Raw genomic sequence first — 26,742 nt, 5'->3', positions numbered from 1 at the left:
GGTGGGGGGATGGCAGTGATAGAGCAGGGAGTAATGGGAAGAGAACCCTTCCGTCGAAAATAGCTGCTCGGAATACAGGGAGCCGTCCGGTTTACGAAACTGGGTATGCCGCTTATGCGGAATTTGCCCGAGCGTATGATAATGTGGCATAATGGGTGGAATTGAACCTTCCCGGCGGGTAAGCCGGCAAGCAGATCAGGATACTGTAATAAAGAGGGAATGGCCGCAAAGGGGCCCCGGCATTATAACGCCGAATCCATGGCAAGGGTTGCCATGAGGAAGCAATAATTGCTCTGATACTTGTATGTAAGCGAAGAATGCATACGTAACTGCGATAAAATTAAGGGAAATTCCGATACACCCCGCAAATGCTGTAGAAAATTTTTACCTTGGAATCATCTTTATACCTAAATCCCCCTTGCCTATGTGGCCATCAGTCCGCCAGTCGCTCCTCAATACCGTGGAATATATCCAGGCATATTATGAAACTTACACGGCACCCGTTCGCAGGACAGGGATCGTTTTTATCATTCTGGGGACCGCCGCAGGCCTGTTGATTTTCCTGACCCTGGCTTATGTAATGGAAAGGACCGATCAGCTCGATTCGGTCGGGCGGTTAACTACGATCAGTTTTTCGGAAGGGCTGACGTTGGGAGGGAATGTAATGTTGTATTCCGCCAGCTTATTGGCCATGCACATGTATAAAGGCATTGTTCCCACTGTGGGCACCGCCTGGTCCGGCCACCTCCCTGCTGCAGCGAAGCGCATGTTTCTTAAAGGGATGTTGGCGCTGTTCGTATTATTCGGCATATACGAACTGCTGCAACTATTCAGTCTTTTCCGATCCGAATTTTTCCCGCGCAGCGTTATAATCGTAGCATTGGCGCCCTGGTTTCAAACTGTATTCCTGGCCTCGCTTTCCATCGCAACATCCTTTTTTTCGGTTATGGTAGTTTTGAAAGGCACCGGGCACGTATTGGACACAGAAACCCGGACCACCGTTTTCGCCGCCACGATGCTGCTGTTCTTTTGGATAAAAGCCATCCATTCCCTTGTTATCATCGTCAATTCAGTTGCAACGGCTCCCATAGCAGGTATGCTGCCCGTTAACGGCGCAAACGAACTGCTCGCTGCCTGCGTGATGGCGATCATCTACCTGTTCGGCATGATCCCCGCCGCCGCCATCGCTGCCAGCATCGTACCGGCCAGTTCCGACGCCTTGTTCGACGCCGAAGCGGAAGAACGGGCATAAGCATGCTACTGCTTATGATACCGCAACTCACAGCACATCCCCATACACTTCGTCTTCCGCGAAAATCGCATTGATCCTCGGCTGCAGGATCCAGACCCCTACGGGGAAAAACCAGATGAGGAAGAACTCCCCGGCAAAATCGGAAAACGTGCCCGCCTTCCCGGTCTCCACCGTTTTCATTGCTTTGGCAATGAAATACATGCAATAAAAAATGCAAAACATCGCAAACAGGTGAACTGGAACGAGCAACGCGGGGATAGCCATTTCCAACCCGGTTGCCTGCCAACCATCTTGCATCGCACCCGCCATTAATAAACAGATACCGATGATATAAGCGGCAGGCACGAACAGGAATATTTTGAAACGGGTAAGATGCATCCGGGTATCATAGGGCAGCTTCTTGTGCAGATATGTACCCAGTGAATAAAACCAGCTGAAAAAGAGTCCGCTGAGCGCCGCCATTAAGACTGGGAACCAAAACAGGATGTCCGCGGGATCACCGCCAGACACGAGTGCGGATGTCATTACGAATTGGAAAACAAAAGGAATCCCGATAAAAAGGCAGAAAAGTTGCCAATGCTTCAGTTTGAGGAATCTGGTCATGTTCAATTTCAATTGGGTATAGGTTCGTGAATTTTCAGCTGTAATGTACGCAAAACTTTGAAAGGATGGTATGCCGCCAAATGTAAACCGCGAACAGGGCTTATCAGGACCCATGTAAACCAATATCAGTATTAACACCAGGTGTAAACCTATATCAGGACAAGACTCCGTTACGGTTGTAGTACGGTTACAGTACGGTATCAGTACTGAAGCCGTACTGAACCTATACGGTTCCAGGCCATTCGCTGGCCCACGAATTAAATCTCACTTAGTCATAATTTTGTCACATACATCAAAAACCACTACTACAGCGATTTTACGCTAGTAAATATCCCTTCATCACCCTGATTTTTCTTTAGAAATTTTCTAAATCTGACAATAAAGCTTGCATTTCTCATCGATTTTACGAACCTTTGTCTTATCAACGTCATAAAACAATAGTGCATTTATTCAACTCACATATTATCCGTATTGCTCCTTTCTCCACCGGAGCTACGGGCACTATTACCACCACCACAACCATTACAACCCCATCCCGGGGTTAATTTTCACATATCGTCCACCGACCGGGCTTCTCCGGTTCCCAGCAAGCGGGGTTCTTCCCCTTCCGTTTTCCTCATACATTTTATTTCAACATGCAGGTCCTAAAATTCGGCGGCACCTCCGTAGGCAGCGCCAAAGCCATCAGCCAGGTATGCGATATCCTTGCCAGTTATAAACGTAAAGGCGCTATGGCCGTCGTGGTTTCCGCCATGAGCGGCACCACCGACAAACTCATCCGTTGCGGCCACATCGCCGCGGAAGGAAACGAACAATACCGCGACATCCTTCGCGACATCGAACAACTCCACCTCGATACCGTTCGCCAGCTCTTCCCCATCACCGCGCAAAGCGGCCTGCTCAGCCAGGTCAAGAAACAGCTTAACCAGCTGGAAGCCCTCTGCGACGGCATCTTCCAGGTCGGCGAGATGTCTAACCGCTGCCGGGATAAAGTCATGAGTTACGGCGAGCTCCTCTCCTCCTGGATGGTCGCGGAAAAACTGCGCCTCAACGGACAGAACGCCGCCTGGAAAGACAGCCGCGACCTCATCCTCACCGATAACCAGTTCGGCAGCGCCCTCGTCAATTTCGACGCCACCGACCACAATATCACCGCCTTCTTCCACCAGCAGCAGGCCGACATCGTCGTGTTCCCCGGTTTCATCGCCTCCAACGCCGACCGCGACACCACTACCCTCGGCCGGGGCGGCTCCGACTACACCGCCGCCATCATCGCCGCCGCCGTAGACGCCAGCGTACTCGAAATCTGGACCGACGTCAGCGGGATGATGACCGCCGACCCGCGCATCGTGCCGCAGGCCATCGCCATCCCGCGCATCTCTTACGAAGAAGCGATGGAACTGTCGCACTTCGGCGCCAAGGTCATCTACCCGCCCACCATCCAGCCGGTCATGAACCGCCGTATACCCATCCTTATCAAAAATACTTTCGACCCCGAAGCCGGCGGCACCCTTATACAGGACAACGGCGAAAAGCCCTACCCCGTTACCGGCATCTCCGGCATCAAGGGTATCGCACTGCTTACGCTGGAAGGCAGCGGCATGGTCGGCATCCCCGGTTTCTCGCGCCGCCTGTTCGACGCGCTGCTGCAGGAAAAAGTGAACGTGATCCTCATCACCCAAAGCTCCAGCGAGCACTCCATCACCGTGGGCATCAACGAAAGCGATATGCTCAAAGCAAAGGCGGCGGTCGACAGCGAGTTTTCCCAGGAAATCTACGATAAGCGCATCGAGCCGCTCACCGTCGAAAAAGACCTCTGCATCGTGGCCGTTGTGGGCGACAACATGAAAAACCACCACGGCATGAGCGGGCGGCTCTTCGGCGCGCTGGGGCGCAACGCCATCAACGTGAGGGCCATCGCGCAAGGGTCTACCGAGAAGAATATCTCCGCCGTGATCGGGAAAAACGACCTGCGCAAGGCGCTCAACGTCATCCATGAAGTATTCTTCGAATCGGATACCCGCCAGCTGAACATCTTCGTAGCCGGAACCGGCAATGTGGGCGGTAAATTGCTGGAACAACTGCAGCAGCAGGAAGCCTATCTCCGCAGCGAGCTGGGATTGCAGGTGCGCATCATCGCGCTGGCCAACAGCCGGAAGATGCATTTCTCGGAAAGCGGCATCCCGCTGCCGGCGTGGAAAGAAGCGCTGGAACAGGGGGAAGCGATGGACCTCGAAGCCTTCGCCGCCCGCATCCCGCAGATGAACCTCCGCAACAGCGTGTTCGTCGACAACACCGCCAGCGACGCCGTTGCAGCCCTGTATGCTAACTTCCTGCAGCATGGCATTTCGGTGGTGACCTGCAACAAGATCGCCTGCTCGTCGGATTATGCGGCGTATAAAAAACTGAAAGACCTGGCCCGCAAATACAATGCTTCGTTCCTGTTCGAAACCAATGTAGGCGCGGGGCTCCCGGTCATCAACACCCTCAATGACCTCGTACGCAGCGGCGACAAAGTGCAGACTATCGAGGCCGTGCTGAGCGGTAGCCTGAACTTCGTGTTCAACAACTTTGTAAATGGCTCCAGCTTCCGCCAGGTGGTGAAAGCCGCGCAGGACGAAGGTTACACCGAGCCAGATCCCCGCATCGACCTCAGCGGGAAAGACGTGATGCGCAAGATCCTTATCCTCGCCCGCGAAAGCGGCGCCGTGCTGGAGATGGACGACATCGAAAACCATTCCTTCCTCCCCGATGCCTGCCTCAATGCGCCTGACGTACCGGCCTTCTTTGAACAGCTCGATGTATGCGCGGCACATTTCGGACAGCTGCTGAAAAACGCGGCAGACAAGGGCGAGCGGTTGAAGTTCGTGGCCAGGTATCACATGGGCAAGGCTTCCGTAGGATTGCAGTCGGTAGGCCCGCAGCACCCGTTTTACCAGCTGGAAGGAAAGGACAACATCGTGCTGTTCACCACGCACCGCTACGCAGCACAGCCGCTGATCGTGAAAGGTGCGGGCGCGGGCGCCGACGTCACCGCTTCGGGCATATTTGCAGACATTATCAGAACCGTTCGTTAAATGAAAGATATGAACCAGGACAATAAACCTTCCGTTACGGTATTCGCCCCGGCCACCGTAGCCAACGTCGCCTGCGGGTTCGACGTGATCGGGCTGGCGCTGGAAAGCACCGGCGATGAGATGGATATCCGCCTGTCGGATACTCCCGGCGTGCGGATCACTTCCATCGAAGGCGCGAAGCTGCCGCTGGAAGCGTCGCAGAACGTAGCCGGCGTGGCGTTGCAGGCCTTGCTGCATGAATACGGCAAGCCGGAAGTGGGCATGGAGATCGCCATCCGCAAGAACATCCATCCCGGCAGCGGCATCGGCTCCAGCGCGGCCAGCGCGGCGGGCGCCGTAGCGGGCGGCAATATGTTGCTCAACAATCATTTCAGTCCCGAAGCGCTGATCCGCTTTGCGATGGAAGGCGAGCGCCTGGCCTGCGGCACGCCGCATGCCGACAACGTGGCCCCGGCCATCCTGGGCGGTTTCACGCTCGTGCGCAGCTACCAGCCGCTGGATGTGATCGCCCTGCATACGCCCGCTGACCTTTGGGTGACCGTTATCCACCCCCAGATCGAAGTGCGGACGGCGGACGCGCGCGAGATCCTCAAGCAACAGGTGATGCTGAAAGACGCCATCCGCCAGTGGGGCAACGTAGGTGCGCTGGTAGCGGGCCTGTACCGCGAAGATTACGACCTGATCGCCCGTTCGCTGGAAGACGTGATCGTGGAGCCCATCCGCTCCATCCTCATCCCCGCATTCCACGACCTGAAGCTCCGCTGCCGCGAGGCGGGGGCCCTGGGCGGAGGGATCTCGGGCAGCGGCCCGTCGGTCTTCATGCTCAGCAAAGGCGAAGCCAACGCGCGCGCCGTAGCGGCGATGATGGAAACCATCTACGCACCGCTCGGCGTCGACTACCACATTCACGTTTCCCGCATCAGTTCCACCGGCGTAAAAGCCATCAAAGCCCATCAACATGCAGTATTATAGCCTACAGAACCACCAGCACCGCGTTTCGTTCCGGGAAGCCGTTATCCGTGGCCTGGCGCCAGATAAAGGTTTGTACTTCCCCGTGGAAATCCCCCGGCTGGAAAAGGATTTCATCGAGCGCATCGACGAATACGACCCCCAATACATCGCACGCAAGGTGATCCAGCCGTTTATCGGTGCGGATATTCCCGTGCAGGCGCTCACGCAGATTATCCGCGAAACGCTCACCTTTCCCTTCCCGCTGCGCGAAGTGGAAGATAACGTGTACGCATTGGAGTTATTCCACGGTCCTACCCTCGCGTTTAAAGACGTGGGCGCGCGCTTCATGGCCGGTTGCCTGGGGTATTTCCGGAAAGAAGAAGAGAAGCCCGTGACCGTACTGGTCGCCACTTCCGGCGATACCGGCGGCGCCGTGGCCAGCGGGTTCTACGACGTGCCCGGCGTGGAAGTGGTGATCCTCTACCCTTCCGGCAAGGTGAGCGACCTGCAGGAGAAGCAGCTCACCACCCTGGGCCGCAATATCCGCGCGCTGGAGATCAAAGGCACGTTCGACGACTGCCAGCGGCTGGTGAAAATGGCTTTCCTCGATGAGGAACTGCAGGCCAGGAGGCCCCTTACTTCCGCCAATTCCATCAACGTAGCCCGTTGGCTGCCGCAGATGTTTTATTATTTCATGGCTTACCGCAAGGTGAAACAGATGAAGAAAGACGCCGTGATCTCCGTGCCCAGCGGCAACTTCGGCAACATCTGCGCCGGCATGATGGCCGCCGCGATGGGGCTCCCCGTTTCCCACTTCATCGCTTCCACTAACGTCAACGATACCGTGCCGCGCTTCCTGGAAAACGGGAAGTACGTCGCAACGCTTTCCAACGCGATGGACGTGGCGGACCCCAGCAATTTCGTACGCATCCTGCAGCTTTTCGCGCAGAACGACCGCGCCCTCAAAGCCAGCCTCACCGCTTACCGCTTTACCGATGAGCAGACCGTGGCGGCGATGGAAGACGTATACGCCCGCCGCCGCTATCTCATGGACCCGCACGGCGCCGTGGGGTACCTGGGACTGAAGAAATACATGGACAGCCATCCCGGCTATTGCGGCATTTTCCTCGAAACGGCGCACCCGGTGAAGTTCGCCAACACGATGCCCCGCAGCCTGCGGGAAGCTATCCAGGCGCCGGAGCGCGTGATGATCCTGGACGGACTGGAGAAAGAAGCGGTGCTGATGGATGCCGATTACGCGAAAATGCGCGAATGGCTCCTGCAAACCAGCAAAGCGGCCGTTACCGCAGATGCGAAATAACAGGGATTTCTGTATGTTTGGGCGATGAATACCCGCCATTTATACTGGGCGCTACCCGCCCTGTTGTACGCCTGCGGCCAGCAGGCCGGCTCCGGACAGCAGCAGGATGCGCCCCCCGCCGATTCCCTTGCCGTCGCCATTCACAATATGCGGACCGACCTGGCCATCCAGCCGGATAATACCGAACTGCGCACCTGGCTCGCCAACGCGCTGATAGAGCACCAGGAATTCGCCGGGGCCGACAGCCAGGCGAACGTATTGGCCGGGGTGCCCGGCAAACTGCCGCAGGCATTGTATATCCGGGGGCTGATCGCGCTCCGGCAGCAGGATTCCGTGAAATCGATCGACTTGCTGCGGTCCGCCATCCACATCCAGCAGGATTCCAGTGAATACGAGGCGGTGATGCTCACGGCCGACATGCTGGCCGCGCGGGGCAGCCGTGCCGACGCCGTGGATTATTACCGCCTGGCCGCCAGGATCGACTCCACTTCCGCGGAAGCACCCTTCCTGGCGGGAGAATGCCTGGTTCAAAGCAAGCAGCCGGCGGCAGGACTGCAGCAATTCCAGGAAGCCATCCGCCGCGATCCCGCATACGCCCCGGCGTACATCGGCATCGGCAACCAGCTGGCGGAAACAGGGAACTGGAAAGAAGCCGTCGCATCTTACAACATGGCCGCCAAGGCCGACCCTACGAGCGCCGAAGCCTTTTACCATCGCGGGAAAGCGTTGCTGGTACTGGGCAACAAAGCCGCAGGGCTCGACGATCTCAGCAAAGCCCTTTCATTCCGGAAAAATTATCCCGAAGCGCAACACCTGCTCGATTCGGCGAAAAATCTGTAGTATTGTGAACTATTGAAAACTCGTATCGCTTTGGAAAAGAAAACACCGCTCATCGCCCCCAGCCTGCTCGCCGCCAATTTCCTGGAAATCGGTAAAGATGTAGACATGATCAATAACAGTGTGGCCGACTGGCTGCACCTCGACGTCATGGACGGCCGCTTCGTGCCCAACATCAGCTTCGGGCTGCCGGTGATTTCCGCCGTTACGAAAGTCTCTAAAAAAGTGAATGACGTGCACCTCATGATCGAGGAGCCGGAGAAATATGCGGAGGCCTTCGCGAAAGCCGGAGCGGATTACCTGACCGTCCACATCGAAGCCTGCCGCCACCTGCACCGCAACATCCAGCAGATCAAAGGGCTCGGCATGAAAGCCGGCGTAGCCCTCAATCCCCACACCTCCGTCAGCCAGCTGGAAAATATCATCACCGACCTCGACCACGTGCTCATCATGAGCGTGAACCCCGGTTTCGGCGGCCAGCATTTCATCGATCAGACCTACATCAAACTCCGCCAGGTGCGCGACCTCATCCGCAGAACGGGATCGAATGCACTGATCGAGGTAGACGGCGGCATTACCACGCAGAACGCCGCCCTGGTGGTAGAAGCGGGCGCAGACGTACTCGTCGCGGGAAGCTCCGTATTCGCCTCCCACGACCCCGTGGCCACCATCCGCGAATTGCGGCAGCCGGTTACGGTAACAATCCCATGATAATATCGTTGGTCAATGGCTTGGTCAGGTATCCTGACACAAAATCGAAACGATCCACCCGTTCGCGGTCCCGCTCGTCAATAGAGGAGGTCAGCACGTAGATGCGTACCGGTTTGGCGAGCTGGTGCCGGATATCGGCGAACACTTCGAGGAATTCCCACCCATCCATTACCGGCATATTGAGATCCAGCAGGATAAGATCCGGCAGGCCCGAGGGGTCTGCGGCATTGAGGCGGATGTGATCGAGCACATCCTGGGCATCGGAAAACTTAGTGACTGCATCAGCGATCCTCAGTCGTTCCAGCATGATCTCGGTGATCTGCTGGTGAATGGGGTCATCGTCTACTATAAAGATCGAATGTAGCGGCTTCATAGATTAGCTATTCGGGCCTGAAGGTAATGATAAATTTCGTTCCTGCACCCAGTTGGCTCTCAGCGTGTATACTTCCCCCCATCGCTTCTATCTGGGTTTTGGTAATAAAAAGCCCTATCCCCTTGGCATCCTTGTTTTTATGAAAGGTCTTACGGAATCCGAACAACTTCGCGCCGTATCTTTCCATGTCGATCCCCAGGCCATTATCCTCCGCCGTCAGCATGATCCCCCCTTCCACTACCCTGCTTTTGAGATGCAGGCTGGGCGTACGCTCATACGACCGGTACTTGATGGCGTTGGTGAGCAGGTTCTGCAGGATGCTGTCGAGGTAGATGCGCGGGTACTCGATATGCGGCGCTTCGCTGAAATCCGCCGTGAGCCGGATGGCGCTGGTTTCCATATCCACCAGCAAAATATCCTTCACCTTCTGCAACCTGTCCGAAAACGCCAGCGTCTCCCTTTCCACGTTCAGGTCTTTGCGGATCTGCACGATCTCGATCAGGTCGTTCAGCGTTTCGTCGATATTCCGGATCACTTCCTGGAACATACCACGGTACATCTCCCGCTCCTGCTCGTCCGCCGTTTCGTTCATGATCTGCATGAGCGCTTTCAGGTTGGCGATGGGCGCGCGGAGGTTGTGGGAAGTGATATGCGCGAAGTCTTCGAGCTGCTTGTTCTGGTTGACGAGGAATTTATTGAGGGACGACAACTGCTCGTTGGCCTTGCGCAGCTCGCGCTGCATCTTTTTGCTGTCGGTAATATTCCGGGTGAAGATGGAGATGCTCCCGTCCTGCATGGGCGCCAGCAGGAATTCGTACCATTTGTCCAGCTGCGGCAGGTAATTGGAGAACGAAACAGGCGCCTGCGCCTCTATGCACTGGCGCACGCGGGCGTGGAACGTAGATCCCACCAGCGAGGGGAACACTTCGAAGATATTGCGCCCGATCACTTTGCCATGGTCCACGATCTCCTGGGCCTTGCGGTTGATGAAGTTTACTTTCCCGTCTTTGTCCATCACCGCATACCCCATATCGATCGTATCGAAGAAGAGGCGCATGAGCTCCGCGTTGCGGGTGAGCTGGTTGCGGATGCGGAACTGTTCCGTTACGTCCTGGATCACGCCGTAAATGCGCACGATGCGGCCGTTTCTGTATTCGGGCTTTCCGATGACGCGCGCTTGCAGGGTGTTGTTCCTGGCCGTCTGGATGGTGACCTGCAGATCGTACGCCTTCCCCCGGCCCATGCAGGCGGCCATGGCCTGTTCCATGCGCCCGCGGGATTCGGGCTCGTAGAAGGAGAGCGCCTTTTCGACCGTCATGGTGGCGTAGGGCGGCAGCTCGTGGATCTTGTAGGTCTGACCGCTCCAGCGCAGCGCATTAGTCGCCATATCCAGCTCCCAGCCGCCGATCTTGCCGATCTCGCCGGTTTGGATCAGCGACTCCTGGACTTTGGTGCTTTCCAGTTCCTGGCGCTTCTTTTCGGTGATATCATTGACGAGCGCCACCACGATCTGGTCTTTATCGACCGGGTCTTCCACAGGGAACAGGGTAAGGTCGAGGAAGATTTCGCGGTCGGTTTTCCCGGCGCCGGTGTGTACCTGGAACTCGAGTTTCTTTTCCAGCCGCACCATTTTGCCCCTTTGCAGGACCTGGAGAAACAGCTGGTCGAGCTCGAAGAGCCGGGCGAAGGGGTCTTGCACCAGGTTGCTGTCGGGCTGTTCTTCCAGCCCCGTGGAGGCGAAGAACCGGCGTTGCGTTTGGTTGACGCGGCGGATGAAGCCGTAGCTGTCGAACTGGATATACCCGACGGGCAGGTTTTCGACGATGGTATGGAGGAGGCGCTCGCTTTTCTCGAGGCTGAGGACGGCCAGTTTTTTTTCGGTGATTTCGCTGAGGATGATGAACAGGCATTCGATATCGCCCTGGAGGTCGAGCACGGGGAAGCCGGTGACTTCGTAGTACATGGGCTGGATGCGGGTCACGTTCTCTTCATGGACTTCGGTATACCGGAAAAGGACTTCCCTTTTTACGGGCGCCTTTTGTTGTTTGACTTCATCGAGCAGGGCGGTGAGGCCGCTGCGGCGGTTGATGGGATCTTCGAAGACGTTGTAGGGCCGGTTGTTGGCGGCGTGCTCGGCTCCCAGGATGGCGCGCTGGGCGCCGTTCATGTTACGGTGCCATCCGTCGGGCGTGAATTCCTGGAGGCCAACGGGGAGGTTTTCGAGGACGGACCGGTAGAAGCGCTCGTTTTCGCGAACTTCCGTTTCGGCCTGGACGTTGCGGATGACCATCATGACCTGGAAAACTTCCTGCTGGTCGTTGTACAGCGGGCTGCAGGAGATCTGGTAGCGGAGGGGCGGGTGGCCGTAGGCCAGTTCGAAGGCGATGCGCTCGCCGCTGAGGGCTGCCTGCCAGACGTGCATGGACTGGGAGGCGAGGTTGGGATGGAGGTCCATCAGGTGGCGCAGGCTATCCCCCGCCCGGAGGGCGAAGCCGAGATGGCGGGCGCTTTCGTCGGAGAAAGCGCTGTTGACCGTCACGAGGCGCAGCTGTGTATCGAACACTGCTACGGGATCGGGAAGGGCTTCAATCACCTGTGTCAGCAAGGGATGGTTCATGCAGATGGTCTTAGGGATAGGCTAGTGATCCGCCAAATGTAGGCAATATATTAGACAAATTCCCGCTATCAGCTGTGTAAAAAGAGGGTATGAAGTTTAATTAAAAATTCACAGGGGTAGAAATGATTTGTATTGACCCGTTTATAATATCTTTGACGCAGGAAACAAATAGTCATTTTTTTACGTTAATTTATAGCAGATTAATACACAAACATCGGGATGAAAATTTAAATTATTACGGGGCCCGGAAAGCGGCAAGCCCCAATGCGGGAATCACTGCATTTTTCACAGATCTTTGGCATTGAAAGCGAAATGATGGTGGCTTCGGCTCACCGCAATCCTGACAAGGTTCGCGAGATGGTTATCAACGCACAGCCCCGGGGGTACGGCGTGATTATTGCTGCTGCTGGTATGGCGGCTGCATTGCCTGGCCCATTTATCGGCCTGCCGGTACGGGTGGCGCGCCATCGCCCTGAGCGACAAGAAAATTGCAGAACGCGCAGCAGCGTTCAAACAGAACGGATACCGGATCTGATCCAGTCTCTGATACCAAACGGCAGGCGCAAACTGCCGCCGTTTATTCCGACGCACTGTTCAGACTCCGAAACTATGGACAAGCTTAAATCGAACCGCACTTGACAGAATCCATCATTAACCTGGACAGCGTAAATCCGATCGAGTTTTTCGGTGTCAACAACGGAAAACTGGACTTATTAAAGAAAAAGTTCCCCTTACTGAAAATCCTCAGCCGCGGAACCCAATTGAAACTGTCGGGCGCCCCTGAAGAAGTGGCCACCGCCCGCGAAAAGATCGGTCAGATCGTCAGTTACCTCGAAAGGAACGGCCACCTCAGCGAAAACTATTTTGAACAGATCCTTGGAGAGGAAGAAGGCTCCGGCATCGACCATTTCAAGGACCGCAACCCCAACGATGTGCTGGTTTTCGGCCCTAACGGCCGTACCGTGCGCGCCAAGACCGCCAATCAGAAGAAGATGGTGACCCTGGCCGACAAGAACGACATCGTTTTCGCCATCGGCCCCGCCGGTACCGGTAAAACCTATACCGCCGTTGCCCTTGCCGTGCGCGCCCTCAAAAACAAGGCCGTTCGCAAGATCATCCTCACCCGCCCCGCGGTGGAAGCCGGCGAAAGCCTGGGTTTCCTGCCGGGCGACCTGAAGGAAAAGATCGATCCGTACCTGCGCCCCCTGTACGACGCGCTGGACGATATGATCCCTCCCGACAAGCTGAACTATTTCATGACCAACCGGATCATCGAAATCGCGCCGCTCGCCTATATGCGTGGCCGTACGCTTGACAATGCCTTCATCCTGCTCGACGAGGCCCAGAACTCCACGGACCTGCAGATGAAGATGTTCCTCACCCGTATCGGCTCTTCCGCCAAGGCGATCATCACGGGCGACCTCACGCAGGTGGACCTTCCGAAAAACCAGAAGAGCGGCCTCGGCAAAGCGGCCCGCATCCTCCGCAACATCGACGGCATCGGTTACCTGGAACTCGACGAGGAAGATGTAGTGCGCCACCGACTCGTAAAAGCCATCATCAAGGCTTACGACGCTTCCGCAGCAGCAGAGGAAGAACGCGAAAAGGAAAGGGAACACCACAGGGATCATCATCACAAAGACCATAAGGACCACAAACAGAAGGACCACAATTAACACGGCCTTAACAGCCATTGTTGTAAGTTGTGCAATTGGAAGATTCCATCTACTTTTGCGGTAAGACATTATAACATTAACCTATCAACCACATGAGCTATTACAGGCGATTTTTATACCTTATGTGCGTTTCGGGTCTGGCACTCAGTATCAGCAGCTGCAAGAAAAAACCCGAACCGCAGGAGGTTGCCTTGGAGTTTATGCACGCTATCCAGGAATCGAATTTCGAACGTGCCAAAGAATACGCCACGAAAGAGTCCCAGTCGGTGATCCTCCTCTATTCCATTTTCGACGGCAAGCGCAATGAAAATGAACGGGAAAAGATCAAAAACGCCAAGCTGAAGGTGGTTAATCAGAACGAAGACGGCGACAAAGCCACCGTCACCATCCTGAATTCCTCCGTCAGCTCCCAGGAAACACTCCTGCTCGTGAAGGAAGACGGCCAGTGGAAAATCTCCCTGACGCTCGAAAGCATACTGCCCACCTCCGTTCCCCCCGGAACGATGGACATGAACAGCATGCCCCCCGAATTACTGGATACCGCCAACATAAAATGATCTGTCCCAATTTTTTATAGCTTTTCCCGGTTTGTTCATTAATTTTGCGCACTGAACAAACCGGGAATTTCTTATCCGGCCGGGTTGAACATTCAACCCGTTCCGTGTTTTTACCCGTCAGTAAACGAGATTGATATTATATTTTTTAAAGCAAGATTGAATGACGACAACGAATCCATGGCACAGTGTAAGTCCCGGCGATAATGCCCCCCACGTGGTTACCGGCATCATCGAAATCCCCAAGGGCTCCCGCGCCAAGTATGAACTCGACAAAGACAGCGGCCTGCTCAAGCTCGACCGTGTGCTGTATTCCTCCGTATATTACCCCGCCAACTACGGTTTCATACCGAAATCATACTGCGACGATAACGACCCGCTCGATATCCTCATCCTTTCCCAGATCGAAGTGGTTCCCATGTGCATCATGGACGCAAAAGTGATTGGTGTGATGCAGATGATCGACGGCGGTGAGGCAGACGATAAGATCATCGCCGTTGCGGCGCACGACATGAGCGTGGCCCACATCAACGACATTTCCGAGCTGCCCCCGCACCTGCTCAGCGAGATCCGTCACTTCTTCGAAGAATACAAAACGCTGGAAAAGAAGACCGTAAAGGTGGAAGAGTTCGGCAACAAAGCCAAAGCGGAAGAAATCATCCGTGAAGCTTTCGAACTGTACAACAAAACCTTCATGCAGCAATAATCCCCCAGCGGAGAAAATACAAAGCCCGGCCGGAATCCTTCCCGCCGGGCTTTTTTTATGTCTTCCCCATTAAAACAACCGTTTGATCAGCCGTAACTGATGCGTGCGCTCCCCGGTCTCGGCGTTTACAATCCCCTGGTTATCAATTGGATCGATGCGTACTTTCCCGGAAGAATGGATGATCCGCTGATCGTCGAGCAGGATGCCCACGTGCGTGATGCGCCCTTCCGGGTTATCGAAAAAGGCGAGGTCGCCGGAGCGGACCTCCTGGAGGAGGGACACTGTTTCGCCCTGCGCGGCCTGTTGGTAGGCGTCGCGGAGCAGCGGGATGCCGAGGATTTTATACACGGTTTGTGTAAAGCCGGAACAGTCTGTCCCGAAAACCGTTTTCCCGCCCCAGAGGTATCCCGTATTCAGGAATTCCATGGCAATGGGCTCCCAGTCCTTCCCGGGCGAAGGCGCCGCCGCAAAAGGCACGATCCCCTCGCCCGCGGCCACCGTGGCGCTGCCCCATTCGCCGGTACCCAGCTTCAGCAGGGTGCCGAACGGCAGGTGAACGGGCCGGCTGTTGAAAGCAGCCACCGCCTGCCAGCGGGCCACCCGGTGCGTGGGGGGCGCATCGTACAACGACTGTGGAATGGTTTCCAGGTGGGATCGCGTCACCCATCCTTCGTAGCCGTCGTACTGCATCCTGACCTTCACCCAGCCGTCGGCCGTAACCGTTTCTGTTTCAAGGCATTCCCCGAAAACCGCCTGGGAAATCATTTCACTGCGGTGAGACGGCTCCGACCGGAGCGGCATAATGGGCACTATCGTGATGGCTAATGGCATGTTAATTGTTTAAATAATATGTCGAACCCGGTGAACTTTTGTACCGGATTTACGTAAATATAGTATAGAAATATATGCATCTCCAGTTAAATAACCTTAGCGACAGGGAACTGCTTCTCCGGTTCAGGAAATTCCGGGAAAGAGAAGCCGCAGGGGCATTATTGGACCGCTACAGCCACCTGATGGTGGCGGTTTGTTTACCCGGGCTCGACGCCCAGCATCCCGCAGAAACCGTATTCCCCGAATTAACGGAAAAGCTTTATCACCAATTATCGGGCGCTACGGGAAGGATCAACGGAATCCTTTACGGATTGGTGCAGCAATACTTCGGTAAATCCCGCGTAACCGGCAATTCGCCTGCCCTCCGCGACCTCGAATCCCGGGTGGATATGGCGGGGAGCAATCCCATCGAGAAGGTGGCGCTGGCCGGGCAGCTGGAAAAAGCCCTCGGCAGGCTGATCCCCGAAGACATGGAGCTACTCCAGGCATTTTACCTCGATCACAAGCCCCTCCGGGAGCTTGCGCAATCGCGGCACATGAATACCAGCCAGGTCCGCGACCGGCTGAAAGGCATCCGGCAAACGGTTGCCACGTATATGAAAGAGGCGGCATATGAATAGTCATTCTCCAAGACAAGAAAGGGTCCTCCGGATTTTCACGCCCGTTCGATGCCTGAACAGGGATCAGTTGCGGCGTTATCATCTCGGGCAGATGACCGGTGTGGAACATCATCTCGTGGAACAGCACCTGGTGGAGTGCGATCTTTGTCACGACGCATTGGCCACGGTGGAAAACCCGGCCAACGTCGAATCCTACCAGCAACTCAGCACACAACTCAGCCAGTACATCCACCGCGAATATGCGGCCGGCGTACAGCCTGTTGCCCGCGCTCAGAAACAGCCCGTGCTGAAACCGCAGCCGCATGCGCGCAGGAGCTTTGCAGAAAGCGCGCAATCGTACTTCTGGACGGTCGTTTTCCTCGCATTCGGCGGCGGCAGCATCTTCCTGTTACAGCAACACCTGAAGAACAGGCCTCCCCTGTCTTCCCTCCCGCTGCGCGCGGCCGATGCCATCGTGCTGCCCGCGCCACAGGGCGCGGCACTGGGCGATTACCAGCCGGTTACGACAGATACGCAGCAGGAAGTGAAGCCCCTCGTCATCCAGACCAAATACAGCACCCGCGACACTTCCCATATGTCGGCCGCCGCGCTGCCCGTTGCCGTGAAAGACACGGCGCAGAAGAAAAAACCGGTGAAAGACAGCGCGCTGCCCAAACCGCCGGTTACCGACAGCAACGCCCGCGCCCTCATCGCCAACGCCACACCGCCGCCGGCACAGAAAGAAACGCCGAAAGAGCCCGCTAAAGAGGAACAGAAAGAAACACCGAAAGAAAAAGCGCCCGAGCCCGCGCGCGCCGAAGCAGAGAAAGACGATCCGCCCGCGGCTGAGAAAAAGGAAACCACCAGGCCTGTTAACGGCGACGACTATGTGTACCGCTCCGCTATGCAGTACCAGCAACAGGGCGATTACAACGAAGCCATCAACCAATACCGTAAACTGTCGGACCGTGGCCGCTATGCCGAACGCGCGCGCTACCAGATGGCTATCTGCTACCGGGCAAAAGGCCAGAAAGGCAAGGCCCGCCGCATTCTCAAGGACATCGCCAATTCGGAAGGCTCCATGAAATCCCTCGCGCAGGCGGAGCTCAGCACGATGAATTAAACTTGAAACTTTTGTGGAATTTGTTTACTTATGCATCTCAATAGAGAACGCTACTGTAACATCGTGCATCTATCCGACCAATATCAACACCTGAGCGACCAGGACCTGCTCCAACGGTATAAAGCCGACGGCAACACCGAGTGGATCGGCGTCCTCTTCGACCGATACGCCATCCTGCTGCTGGGCCTTTGCATGAAGTATCTCAAGAATGAGGAAGACGCGCGCGACAGCGTGCAGCAGATCTTCCTCAAAGTTTTGTCGGAGATCCACCGGCACGAGGTGATCTATTTCAAAGCCTGGATTTACCAGGTGGCGAAGAATCACTGCCTCATGCAGCTGCGCCATAAAAAAGACATGGAGTTAAAAGAAGAACTGGTGCCCGGCGCCGCGGAGCAGGAAGATATCCGGCAAACCGCCCATGTGCAAAAAGATCTTATGCTCGACAACATGGAGCGCGCGCTGGGGGAGCTCAATCCCGATCAGGCCATTGCCGTGCGGCTATTTTACCTCGACAAAAAAAGCTACCAGGAAATATCCGACATCACCGGTTTCAACGCCGGGCAGGTAAAAAGCTACATCCAGAACGGGAAACGCAACCTCAAAATATTATTGGAAAAGTACAGTAAAAATATGCGTTAACTTGCAACAGCAGGCAAACGCCCAAACAGATATGAACAACGAATTTGCTGACATATTCACCGAAACCGCCTGTCCTTCGCAGGACCAGCTGCTGGCTTACGTCAAGGGTGAACTGAGTGCTTCCGAGAGGCATGAGGTGGAAATGCACCTGCAGGACTGTGAGCTGTGCAGCGAAGCCGTGGAGGGTTTGTCCGCCATTTCCAGTAAAGATCAGATCCCGGGATGGCTCAGGCAGGCGAAGTGGAATGTATTGCATTCCCTCCGCCGGAAAACCCGCCGGAAGAAGAAAGCCAACTACTACCTCTATTACGCGATCGTGGTGCTGATCGTCCTGTTTATGGCCATCGCGCTGTTCTGGATTTACTATTTTTCGCGCAGGTAGTACGACTAGTACACTTTCTTATCGGATTTCCGGGCCCATTCCCGGAACACTTCCCGCGCCGACTCTTCCGGCATGGGAATAAAGGGGATCTTCTTGTCGCCGTAAGGCAATTCCAGCTCGTGATAAATGAAAGAATCGTCAAATGCGATTTCCGCCGCTTCCTCTTTGGTATTGGCGAAGAAAACCCTTTGCGGGCGCGCCCAGTAGATCGCGCCGAAGCACATGGGACAGGGCTCGCAGGATGTATAAATCTCGCAGTCGGTTAACTGAAAAGTCCCCAGGCGCTGGCAGGCGTCGCGGATGGCCACCACCTCGGCATGCGCCGTGGGATCGTTGTGCGTAAGCACCTGGTTCCATCCTTCCCCCACCACTTCTTCTCCCCTCACCACGATCGAGCCGAAAGGCCCGCCTTCGCCATTCCGCATGCCGCGGGCGGATAATTCAACCGCCATCGCCATAAACTTCTTCTCTCTTTCTCCAATCGGGTACATATGCCTGGTTTTAACCCAAATGTACGGATTTCAGCCCGTTACGCATTTCAACCGTACAGGGGAAGGCGCAGAGCCGTGCCCTACGCCCTTCCTGTAGGCCTTTTAACCCCCATAATCCTGACAACACAAATTTCCGTCCCGGTGAAGCGGGACCACTTCTTGCCGCAGGGCTAGCGGGTAGTTCGTTTCGCGCCCACAAGATAACCGCTTATTTAGATTATATCTAATTTTAATTTGTATTAAATAATAATGTGTTCGTATGGACAAAAAAAATCCCGGATGAGGATTCATCCGGGCATTTACCTGTAACTGTATATCGTCGTATTAGAAATGACTTGTTTAAGTATTGCGGATCACGACCACATTGTCAAAAACATCTACCAAAACCGGTTTCGTCTTGTCGATTTCTCCGCCGAGGATCTTCTTGCTGAGCAGGTTCACGATTTCTTTCTGGATCAAACGCTTCAGCGGCCTTGCACCGAATTGCGGATCGTAACCCTGTTCTGCCAGGTAGTCCAGCGCATACTCAGAGAATTCCAATATCATGCCATTCTTTGCTACCAGCTCCTTCAGTTGTTGTAATTGTATGTTAATAATTCCACGTACCTCGGAGCGCATGAGCGGCTGGAACATAATCACTTCATCCACACGGTTTAAGAACTCGGGACGGATGGTTTGCTTCAGCAGGTTCATCACTTCGTCTTTCGTTCTGTCCACCACTTCGTCCTTATTCTCATCCGTGATTTTTTCGAAATTCTCTTGTATGATATGGCTGCCCATGTTGCTCGTCATGATGATGATGGTGTTCTTGAAGTTCACCGTACGACCTTTGTTATCGGTCAGCCGCCCGTCGTCGAGCACCTGGAGCAGGATATTGAAAGTATCGGGGTGGGCTTTCTCGATCTCATCGAGCAGCACCACGCTGTAAGGCTTGCGGCGCACGGCTTCGGTGAGCTGGCCGCCTTCGTCGTATCCCACGTATCCCGGAGGCGCGCCTACGAGGCGGCTTACGGAATGTTTTTCCTGGTATTCCGACATGTCGATGCGGGTCATCATGCCTTCGTCGTCGAACAGGTAATCCGCCAGCGCTTTGGCCAGCTCCGTTTTACCGACACCGGTAGTCCCGAGGAAGATGAAGGAACCGATGGGGCGGCGCGGATCGTTCAGTCCGGCGCGGCTCCTGCGGATGGCATCGGCCACGGCCACAATGGCTTCGTCCTGCCCTACCACGCGCTTGTGCAGCTCGTCTTCCAGCTGCAGCAGCTTGTCCCTTTCGCTCTGCAGCATTTTGGTGACGGGGATGCCGGTGGCTTTTGCCACATTTTCAGCGATGTCTTCCGCGTCTACCTCTTCTTTCAGCAGGCGTTTATTATTGGAGGAGATTTCTGCCAGCTCGGCGGTAAGATCGGCCACCAGTTTCTCCTGTTCTTTGATTTTACCGTAACGGATCTCGGCTACTTTCCCGAAATCGCCGTTGCGTTCGGCCTGTTCGGCTTCCAGCTTCAGGTTTTCGATGGCGGCTTTGGCGTCCTGGACCTGGTCCACCACTTCTTTCTCCTGTTGCCATTTCGACTTGAAGGTATTGCGTTCTTCTCCCAGCCGGGCGATTTCAGCAGCGAGCTCGCGCAGCTTGTCTTCGTCGTTTTCCCGTTTGATGGCTTCCCTTTCAATTTCCAGCTGGCGGATGCGGCGCTCCAGTTCGTCGAGCTCTTCGGGCATGGAGTTCATTTCCAGCTTCAGCTTTGCCGCACTTTCATCGATCAGGTCGATGGCTTTGTCGGGCAGGAAGCGGTCGGTGATATACCGGTGCGAAAGTTCCACGGCGGCGATGATCGCTTCGTCGCGGATCAGCACGTGGTGGTGGTTTTCGTAGCGTTCCTTCAGGCCGCGGAGGATGGAGATGGCGTCGTCTACCGAGGGTTCGTCGATGAATACTTTCTGGAACCTCCGTTCGAGGGCTTTATCTTTTTCGAAATATTTCTGGTATTCGTTGAGCGTGGTGGCGCCGATGGCACGGAGCTCACCTCTTGCCAATGCGGGTTTCAGGATATTGGCCGCGTCCATCGCGCCTTCCATCGCACCCGCACCGATGAGGGTATGGATTTCGTCGATGAACAGGATGATGTCGCCATTGGAATCGGCCACTTCTTTCACCACGGCTTTCAGTCTTTCTTCAAACTCACCGCGGTACTTGGCGCCCGCCATGAGCGCTCCCATATCGAGGGCGTAAATAATTTTATTATGCAGGTTATCGGGCACGTCGCCGTTGATGATCCGGTGCGCAAGCCCTTCCGCGATGGCCGTTTTACCAACACCCGGCTCCCCTACGAGGATGGGATTGTTTTTAGACCTGCGGCTGAGGATGTGCAGGGTACGCCGGATCTCCTCGTCGCGCCCGATCACGGGATCGAGCTTGCCGGCGCGGGCCGCTTCGTTGAGGTTCTTCGCGTACTTTTCGAGGGAATTATACGTGGCGTCGGCCGTCTGGCTGTTGACCGTCCCCCCCTTCCGCAGCTCGGTAAGGGCGGCTTTGAGGCCTTTTTCGGTCAGCCCCGCGTTCTTCAGCAGTTTGGCGGTATCGTCGCTGCCGCCGAGGAGGCCCAGCAGCAGGTGCTCCACGCTCACGAATTCATCTTTGAATTCCTTGATGCTGGCGCCTGCCCGCAGGATGGCGTTATTCGCCTCGCGGCTGAGCATTTGTCCCCCTTCCCCGCTGCTGATGGTAGGGTAAGCCTGTATCTGCTCGTTGAGCTTGCCGTCGAGGAACCCCGTGTTCACGTCGTTCTTCTTCAGCAGGTATTCTATGCTGTTATCTTCGTCCTGCAGCAACGCTTTCAGGATGTGGCCGGTCTCGATCGCCGAATTCCGGTGATTGAACGCCAGCTGCTGCGCTTCCTGCAGCGTTTCCTGGGACTTGATGGTAAAGTTGTTAAGATTCATATGTTGCTTTATTCTCCTTTAGGTTAACGATTGGATTATTGATTTGGTTCAGGTGGATCAAATCCCGAACCAGTTGAGAAAATCAGCCAGGTTGACAGCATTTCCCTTCCCTATCTGCATTATTTTCAGTTTATATGTAAAAAAGCTGCTATTTTGTCTATTCCCTTCATTCCGAAGGCTTTGCGGCGTATTTGTGTAAAATCCCGCCTTATATTGAACTGTAGCTGGCGCGCGCTGTTATAGTTCAGTTACTTCCATATCGTATCACCACCAAAACATTCATTTATGGCGTTTGACCTCATTGAAACCCTGAAGCAGCTGTTCAACAACGAATTTGCCGGAAAGGCCGCGGCGCAGCTCGGTGAAAGCGAGTCCGGCATACAGAAAGCGCTGGGCGGCATCATCCCCACGGTTTTAACGGGCTTATTGGCCAAAGCGGGCTCCGGGGATTCGGGCAGCCTCATGAACCTGCTGCACCAGGCTTCCGGGACGGATATTTCGCAGCTGGCCAATACTGGCGCGGGCATTCCCACGGGATTGCTGGCCAAGGGCTCGGAATTCCTCCAATCGCTGTTCGGCGGCCGCTCGAACGAGATCGCCGGGGCGGTGGCCAACTATGCCGGCATCCGTCCGCAATCGGCCGATACCTTGCTGCAGACTGCGGCCCCCGCGGCGCTGGGCATCGTCGGCAAACACGCGGATACCGCCGGCCTGGGCACTACCGGCGTTCTGGAACTACTCACCAGCCAAAAGGATAAAATACTCGCCTCCGTGCCCTCCGGTCTCGGCCTCGCCGGCATCCTGGGCCTCGGCAGCCTGAGCGACATCGGCGCCCGCCTGTCGTCGTTCACCGGCGCATTCAAAGGCGCCGCCCATACGCCCGCGCATACCGTCCACGAAACCACTGCTTCCGGCGGCAATCAATGGGTGACCTGGCTCGTCATCGCCATCGCGGCCATCCTGTTGCTGTGGTGGTTATTGCGGGGATGCGGCGCCCAGGAAACGATGACCGTCGTGGAGTCTGACAGCGTCACCGCGATAGAAGACACCCACGCCGCCGCGCCCGCACCACCCATTACCCGCGAATCCATCAAAGTAACGCTGCCCGACGGTAAAGTACTCGACGCCTACAAAGGCGGTATCGAAGACCGGCTCGTGCAATTCCTGCAGGACCCGGACGCAGCCGCGGGGAAGGACGTATGGTTCGATTTCGACAACCTGAACTTCCACACCGGCTCCGCCGAGATCACGCCCGAAAGCCAGGTGCAGATCAATAACCTCGCAGCCATCCTCAACGCTTTCCCGAAAGCGAAAATCAAGATCGGAGGATATACGGACGCTACGGGAGATGCGAAGAAGAACCAGCAGCTGTCGCAGGAACGCGCCACCGCCGTAGCATCCGCCCTGTCCGCCGCCAACGTAAAGCCCGTGCAGTTGCTGGGCGCCGAAGGCTACGGCAGCCAGTTCGCCAAAGCCGCGGCCGATGCGCCGGACGAAGAGCGGAAACTGGACCGCCGGATATCCGTGAGCGTGCGGGAAAAATAGCCGTAATGCAAAAAGTACATACAAGAAGAAGGGCGCCCTACTGTGGGGCGCCCTTCGCTATTTATGCTTCCTTTTTGACGAGAACGACCCTGTTTCGGTCAGACTTGTAGATTTGATTGAAAAACGCCTCCAGCTCGGGGTAAACCTTTGCGGGGAAGCGCCCCGCTTTCATTTCCAGGCGCCGTACGTATAACAGGCGGTTGCCTTCCACAGTAACTTTCGCGGCATAACTGCCGAAAGGCGAGGCCAGCTCCACCGGCGCAAACACCGACTCCGGCGTATACCCGGCCGGCAAAGTGATCTGCACGGTATCGGCGTCCTGGTAAGGCATGCGGAGATAAATATCCGTGCTGCGGCCCGATTCGTCGGACAGCTTGCTATTTCTGCGGTTGAGGATATTGGGCGTGATGAACAGGCGCTTGCCGGTTACGGAGGCGTAATTGGCGACCGTCAGTTCCAGGGACTCCTCCATTTCCGGAACGGGCACTGCGTCAGCCCGCTCGGTATATTCCAGCCGGCCGATATTGAAGCTGGGCAGCTTGAGGCGCTCTTTGAGGTATTCCACCTGCTTGTCTTTGCTGAGGTAGTTCACCATGCCGTGGTAATCGTCCTGTTGCAGCCCTGTGTACCGCGTTTTGCAGTTTACTTTCAGGTTGCCCGCCTCGTCCGCTTCAGCGGTAATGATGCGGTGCTGCAGGTTCTGCGCGGCGGGGTATGCCGGAGTGCGCACCAGCTTCCCGCCCTGCTCGGTGATGAGCAGCACGGGCCGGTCGTTCGTGAAGCTCCCCAGGTAGCCCGCGGGCGCGGTCTGGCTGGTGCATTCGAGCCAGGTGGTATCTTTGGCGCCGGGCACGCAGAGGATGATGTGATTGAACTGGTCGGAGGTGAAGTCTTCAATGAAATCCGTTTCACCGTCGCCCGCATGCACGAGCGTGTAATGCGAGCGGATGCCGGCTTCTGCCAGCAATGACTTCATATAGTTGGCCAGCGCCTTGCAATCGCCATAGCCTTTGGAGGCCACGTAAGTTGCATCGAAAGGTTGCCAGCCGCCGATACCCAGCTGGATGCTGATGTAGCGGGTGTTCTTTTGCATGTATTCGTAAAGGATACGGATCTTTTCGGTATCGGTCTTCGCGTTGGCGGTGAGCTGCGCAACGGTGGATTTGATGCTGGCCGGCAGCACATCGCGCCCCTGGTTAAGCTGGGCCTGGAAGCGGCCGAAGTTTTCCCAGGTGCTCATGTCGCCGTCATAATCGGCGAACGAGAATTTGCCGGGCGCGAGGTAAACGATCGGGCTGCGGTCGCGCAGGGGGCCGGTATAAGGCTCTTCCAGCATGGCCGCGATATTCTTCACCTCCCAAACCAGCAGCTTCCCTCCTTTCTCCGCTTTCTGCTCCGGCTCGCCGGCGTATTGATATTGCCGGAAGCGGAGGTCAAAGCCTTCGGGCACGCTGACTTCCATCCTGCTATGTTCTACCGCGTACTGGTAACTGCCCTGCGGCACCCAGAACGGCATACTGGCCGTAAAACGGTTGCGGTATTCGATTTCATAAGTAACCGTGTAGGGATATACTTTATGGTAGAAGTTATGTGTTTTCATGCGGCCATCGTCCATGAGGTTGTTGTCGCTCACGGCGCTCTGGTCGCGCACTTCGCTTTGTTTCAGCTTGCGCAGCTGGTTACCCTGGGCGTCGTACAGCGCGCCGGAGATGTCTTTGATTTCCCGGTACTTGTCGTAGTACTGGCGCAAACCGGAAAACTTGTCGCCGTTTTCGTTCAGGATGGTGATGGCGACGTGATGAATGTACCGCACGTCCCGCGTGCCGCCGATCTTAACCGACAACAGTTCATACCGCTGTACCGCTACGGCGTTTTCCATCAGCTTCGCCGGGATGGCGCTGACGGGGTATTGCGGGGCGGCGGCGCTTGCGGTCATGGCCGCCAATATTATGGAGATAAGGCTCAGTATCCGGATCATGCTTTTTTCTTCTTGATGACAATCTGTTCGGCGTGTTTCTTCACCACCACGTCGAAAAATTCGCGTAAGGGTTGATATTCTTCAGGATCATACAACGCGCGGTTGAATTTCAGGCGGGATCGCATCATGAGCGAGTTCCCCTGCACCTGCACGAGGTACTGGAAAATCCCCTCCCCGTCATTGAACTTGACGATGGTGGATTTCGGCGCTTCCTCCACCACACAGTCTTCGGGCAGCTGCAGCGTCATGGTATAGTTGTAGTCCGTTACTGCCGGCATCTCGATGGGATACCTGCGGTCCTGGGATTTGAAAGGATTGCTGCGCAGGGATTCCGAGAACATCGGCTGGAGATAGATCATCCCCGACTCATCGAGCTCACCGAGTTTGAAATCATAATCCACCACCAGTTGGTTGCTGTAATTCTCCAGTTCCTTCAGTTCTCCGTTCGACATTTCGATTTCCGTCACAAAGCCTTTGGCCAGCTCCTTGAAAAATGCGTCCTTCCCTTTTTCCCGGATGCGGGCGCGGGCGTCGTATGATTCGAACAAAGTGTATTGCCGCTGGAAGTGCCCCTTCAAACGGCCTTTTTCGTCGGGCGAGATGAAGATGCCCGTCACCGACTTCTCGAACAACGAATCCGCCTCGAAGGCGATCAGATCGGCCGAAACGTTCACTTTCCGCGCGGGACCGTTATAGCAGGAAGCATGCAGCTTTCCGAATCCGAGGAAAGGGCGCGTAGCGTCAAGGAAATATTCTGTATTGTCCGCCAATACGCTCACGATGGTGTAGTTGAGCTTGCTGCGGATGGGGTACATGGCGTACATTTTCCCGTAATCGCGGGTGCTGAGGAGCACCGGAACGGCTTCCAGGCCGGCCTCGCGCAGCATGGCGGTGAGCAACATGTTGATGTCGGCCACGTTCCCGTTCTTTTTATTGAAAGTGGTTTTGAGCGGCTGGCTCTTCCATAACGAAGAGTAATCGGTACAGGTGTAATTATCCCGGACAAATGCGAAAACCTTTTCGGCTTTTTCTGTGGAGGAAGCAGCCCCTGCGGTGAGGCGTTTCACTTCATCCGACAAATAATTATTCGCGCGGGCCAATTCCCCGGAATAATCATCATCTTTCCCCAGATCCTCCATCATCTTCGGCCAGGTGCTCATGATGTTGCGCACCGGGGATTCCGGGAACCGGATGGCAGACAGCTGGAATTCGATATAGCTGATGTAATTGCGGAGCGTCGTGACGTAGCTCTCTTCCTTCAGCGGCGGCACGTCTTTCATCACCCACCGGTGGGTTGTTACCCCCGGCGTCACGGAAACGTGGCGCCAGCACGCCCGCGAAGCCGAAGCCGACGAGGCGCCTTCAACATTGAAACTGAATGTTTTACGGGAATCTTTTGAATTCTTGATATGAAAGGGATGGTAGCCCTGGCTGAGGAACAGGTATTCATAATATTCCGGCAGCGACACTTCGTATTCGCTCCACAGCACGGGCATATCAATGGTCTGGAATGCCCAGGGCCGCAGGTACATGGGG

At 55.7% G+C, this 26,742-nt stretch carries 23 protein-coding genes; 15 read left to right on the top strand and 8 right to left on the bottom strand.

Annotated features, from left to right (window positions below):
- Positions 1-424: 424 nt before the first annotated feature.
- Complete coding sequence (locus Q0510_RS08600) at positions 425-1,252, top strand: hypothetical protein (protein ID WP_298710076.1); 828 nt, start codon at positions 425-427, stop codon at positions 1,250-1,252.
- A 27-nt stretch (positions 1,253-1,279) separates the two neighbouring features.
- Here the strand turns inward: Q0510_RS08600 and Q0510_RS08595 are convergent, their stop codons facing one another.
- Complete coding sequence (locus tag Q0510_RS08595) at positions 1,280-1,969, bottom strand: hypothetical protein (protein ID WP_298710075.1); 690 nt, start codon at positions 1,967-1,969, stop codon at positions 1,280-1,282.
- A gap of 521 nt (positions 1,970-2,490) precedes the next feature.
- Between Q0510_RS08595 and thrA the strand changes: the two genes are divergently transcribed.
- From thrA to rpe, 5 genes are read left to right on the top strand one after another with little or no spacing between them, the layout of a single operon-like run.
- The gene (gene thrA / locus Q0510_RS08590; RefSeq protein WP_298710074.1) at positions 2,491-4,932 is read left to right on the top strand and encodes a bifunctional aspartate kinase/homoserine dehydrogenase I; all 2,442 of its coding nucleotides are present in this window, start codon (positions 2,491-2,493) and stop codon (positions 4,930-4,932) included.
- Between the two features lie 9 nt (positions 4,933-4,941).
- Entirely contained in the window at positions 4,942-5,904 is a 963-nt protein-coding gene (locus tag Q0510_RS08585) for a homoserine kinase (RefSeq protein ID WP_298710073.1), read from the top strand.
- Positions 5,891-7,204 carry a threonine synthase gene (thrC, locus tag Q0510_RS08580; RefSeq protein ID WP_298710072.1) on the top strand — a complete coding sequence of 438 codons (1,314 nt, stop codon included), beginning with the start codon at positions 5,891-5,893 and terminating at the stop codon, positions 7,202-7,204. The genes Q0510_RS08585 and thrC overlap by 14 nt, the downstream gene beginning before the upstream one ends.
- 24 nt (positions 7,205-7,228) lie before the next feature.
- The gene (locus tag Q0510_RS08575; protein ID WP_298710071.1) at positions 7,229-8,044 is read left to right on the top strand and encodes a tetratricopeptide repeat protein; all 816 of its coding nucleotides are present in this window, start codon (positions 7,229-7,231) and stop codon (positions 8,042-8,044) included.
- A 30-nt stretch (positions 8,045-8,074) separates the two neighbouring features.
- Positions 8,075-8,752 (top strand): ribulose-phosphate 3-epimerase, encoded by a 678-nt coding sequence (gene rpe, locus Q0510_RS08570; protein ID WP_298710070.1) that lies wholly within the window; start codon positions 8,075-8,077, stop codon positions 8,750-8,752.
- Here the strand turns inward: rpe and Q0510_RS08565 are convergent.
- On the bottom strand, positions 8,733-9,125 hold the full coding sequence (locus Q0510_RS08565) for a response regulator (protein WP_298710069.1): 393 nt from the start codon (positions 9,123-9,125) through the stop codon (positions 8,733-8,735). The genes rpe and Q0510_RS08565 overlap by 20 nt on opposite strands.
- Positions 9,126-9,132: 7 nt before the next feature.
- Positions 9,133-11,742 carry a PAS domain-containing protein gene (locus Q0510_RS08560; RefSeq protein ID WP_298710068.1) on the bottom strand — a complete coding sequence of 870 codons (2,610 nt, stop codon included), beginning with the start codon at positions 11,740-11,742 and terminating at the stop codon, positions 9,133-9,135.
- 264 nt (positions 11,743-12,006) lie between these two features.
- Between Q0510_RS08560 and Q0510_RS08555 the strand changes: the two genes are divergently transcribed.
- From Q0510_RS08555 to Q0510_RS08540, 4 genes are all read left to right on the top strand, one after another.
- A complete protein-coding gene (locus Q0510_RS08555) occupies positions 12,007-12,381 on the top strand; it encodes an AIR carboxylase family protein (protein WP_298710067.1) in 375 nt (124 codons plus the stop codon).
- A complete protein-coding gene (locus Q0510_RS08550; protein WP_298710066.1) occupies positions 12,378-13,418 on the top strand; it encodes a PhoH family protein in 1,041 nt (346 codons plus the stop codon). The genes Q0510_RS08555 and Q0510_RS08550 overlap by 4 nt, the downstream gene beginning before the upstream one ends.
- A gap of 92 nt (positions 13,419-13,510) precedes the next feature.
- Complete coding sequence (locus tag Q0510_RS08545; protein ID WP_333864418.1) at positions 13,511-13,975, top strand: DUF4878 domain-containing protein; 465 nt, start codon at positions 13,511-13,513, stop codon at positions 13,973-13,975.
- 160 nt (positions 13,976-14,135) lie between these two features.
- Positions 14,136-14,678 (top strand): inorganic diphosphatase, encoded by a 543-nt coding sequence (locus tag Q0510_RS08540; RefSeq protein WP_298710064.1) that lies wholly within the window; start codon positions 14,136-14,138, stop codon positions 14,676-14,678.
- Between the two features lie 69 nt (positions 14,679-14,747).
- On the opposite strand, the gene Q0510_RS08535 is transcribed toward Q0510_RS08540, so the two are convergent.
- Positions 14,748-15,509: a C40 family peptidase gene (locus Q0510_RS08535; protein WP_298710063.1), complete on the bottom strand. Its 762-nt coding sequence runs from the start codon at positions 15,507-15,509 to the stop codon at positions 14,748-14,750.
- Positions 15,510-15,583: 74 nt separating this feature from the next.
- On the opposite strand from Q0510_RS08535, the gene Q0510_RS08530 reads away from it, so the two are divergent.
- The 4 genes from Q0510_RS08530 (at position 15,584) to Q0510_RS08515 (ending at position 18,252) form a co-directional block, all read left to right on the top strand.
- Positions 15,584-16,129, top strand: a complete 546-nt coding sequence (locus Q0510_RS08530; RefSeq protein ID WP_298710062.1) for a hypothetical protein — start codon at positions 15,584-15,586, stop codon at positions 16,127-16,129.
- Between the two features lie 67 nt (positions 16,130-16,196).
- On the top strand, positions 16,197-17,231 hold the full coding sequence (locus tag Q0510_RS08525; protein ID WP_298710061.1) for a tetratricopeptide repeat protein: 1,035 nt from the start codon (positions 16,197-16,199) through the stop codon (positions 17,229-17,231).
- Positions 17,232-17,261: 30 nt separating this feature from the next.
- A complete protein-coding gene (locus tag Q0510_RS08520) occupies positions 17,262-17,870 on the top strand; it encodes a sigma-70 family RNA polymerase sigma factor (RefSeq protein ID WP_298710060.1) in 609 nt (202 codons plus the stop codon).
- Between the two features lies 1 nt (position 17,871).
- Entirely contained in the window at positions 17,872-18,252 is a 381-nt protein-coding gene (locus tag Q0510_RS08515) for an anti-sigma factor (RefSeq protein WP_298710059.1), read from the top strand.
- A 5-nt stretch (positions 18,253-18,257) separates the two neighbouring features.
- Here the strand turns inward: Q0510_RS08515 and Q0510_RS08510 are convergent, their stop codons facing one another.
- Together Q0510_RS08510 and clpB are read right to left on the bottom strand one after the other, a co-directional pair.
- On the bottom strand, positions 18,258-18,743 hold the full coding sequence (locus tag Q0510_RS08510; RefSeq protein ID WP_298710058.1) for a nucleoside deaminase: 486 nt from the start codon (positions 18,741-18,743) through the stop codon (positions 18,258-18,260).
- 339 nt (positions 18,744-19,082) lie between these two features.
- Positions 19,083-21,683 carry an ATP-dependent chaperone ClpB gene (gene clpB, locus Q0510_RS08505; protein ID WP_298710057.1) on the bottom strand — a complete coding sequence of 867 codons (2,601 nt, stop codon included), beginning with the start codon at positions 21,681-21,683 and terminating at the stop codon, positions 19,083-19,085.
- A gap of 285 nt (positions 21,684-21,968) precedes the next feature.
- Here clpB and Q0510_RS08500 point away from each other — a divergent pair, with 285 nt between their 5' ends.
- Positions 21,969-23,228 (top strand): OmpA family protein, encoded by a 1,260-nt coding sequence (locus Q0510_RS08500; protein WP_298710056.1) that lies wholly within the window; start codon positions 21,969-21,971, stop codon positions 23,226-23,228.
- A gap of 61 nt (positions 23,229-23,289) precedes the next feature.
- Here Q0510_RS08500 and Q0510_RS08495 read toward each other — a convergent pair whose 3' ends face one another.
- Together Q0510_RS08495 and Q0510_RS08490 are read right to left on the bottom strand one after the other, a co-directional pair.
- The gene (locus Q0510_RS08495; RefSeq protein WP_298710055.1) at positions 23,290-25,164 is read right to left on the bottom strand and encodes a DUF3857 and transglutaminase domain-containing protein; all 1,875 of its coding nucleotides are present in this window, start codon (positions 25,162-25,164) and stop codon (positions 23,290-23,292) included.
- A 38-nt stretch (positions 25,165-25,202) separates the two neighbouring features.
- Positions 25,203-26,742: transglutaminase-like domain-containing protein (locus Q0510_RS08490; protein ID WP_298710054.1), on the bottom strand; the 1,540-nt coding region annotated here is incomplete at its 5' end.

The sequence above is a fragment of the uncultured Chitinophaga sp. genome (assembly GCF_937874145.1).
Lineage (GTDB): Bacteria > Bacteroidota > Bacteroidia > Chitinophagales > Chitinophagaceae > Chitinophaga.
This window is presented reverse-complemented; position numbering and strand designations above follow the sequence as displayed.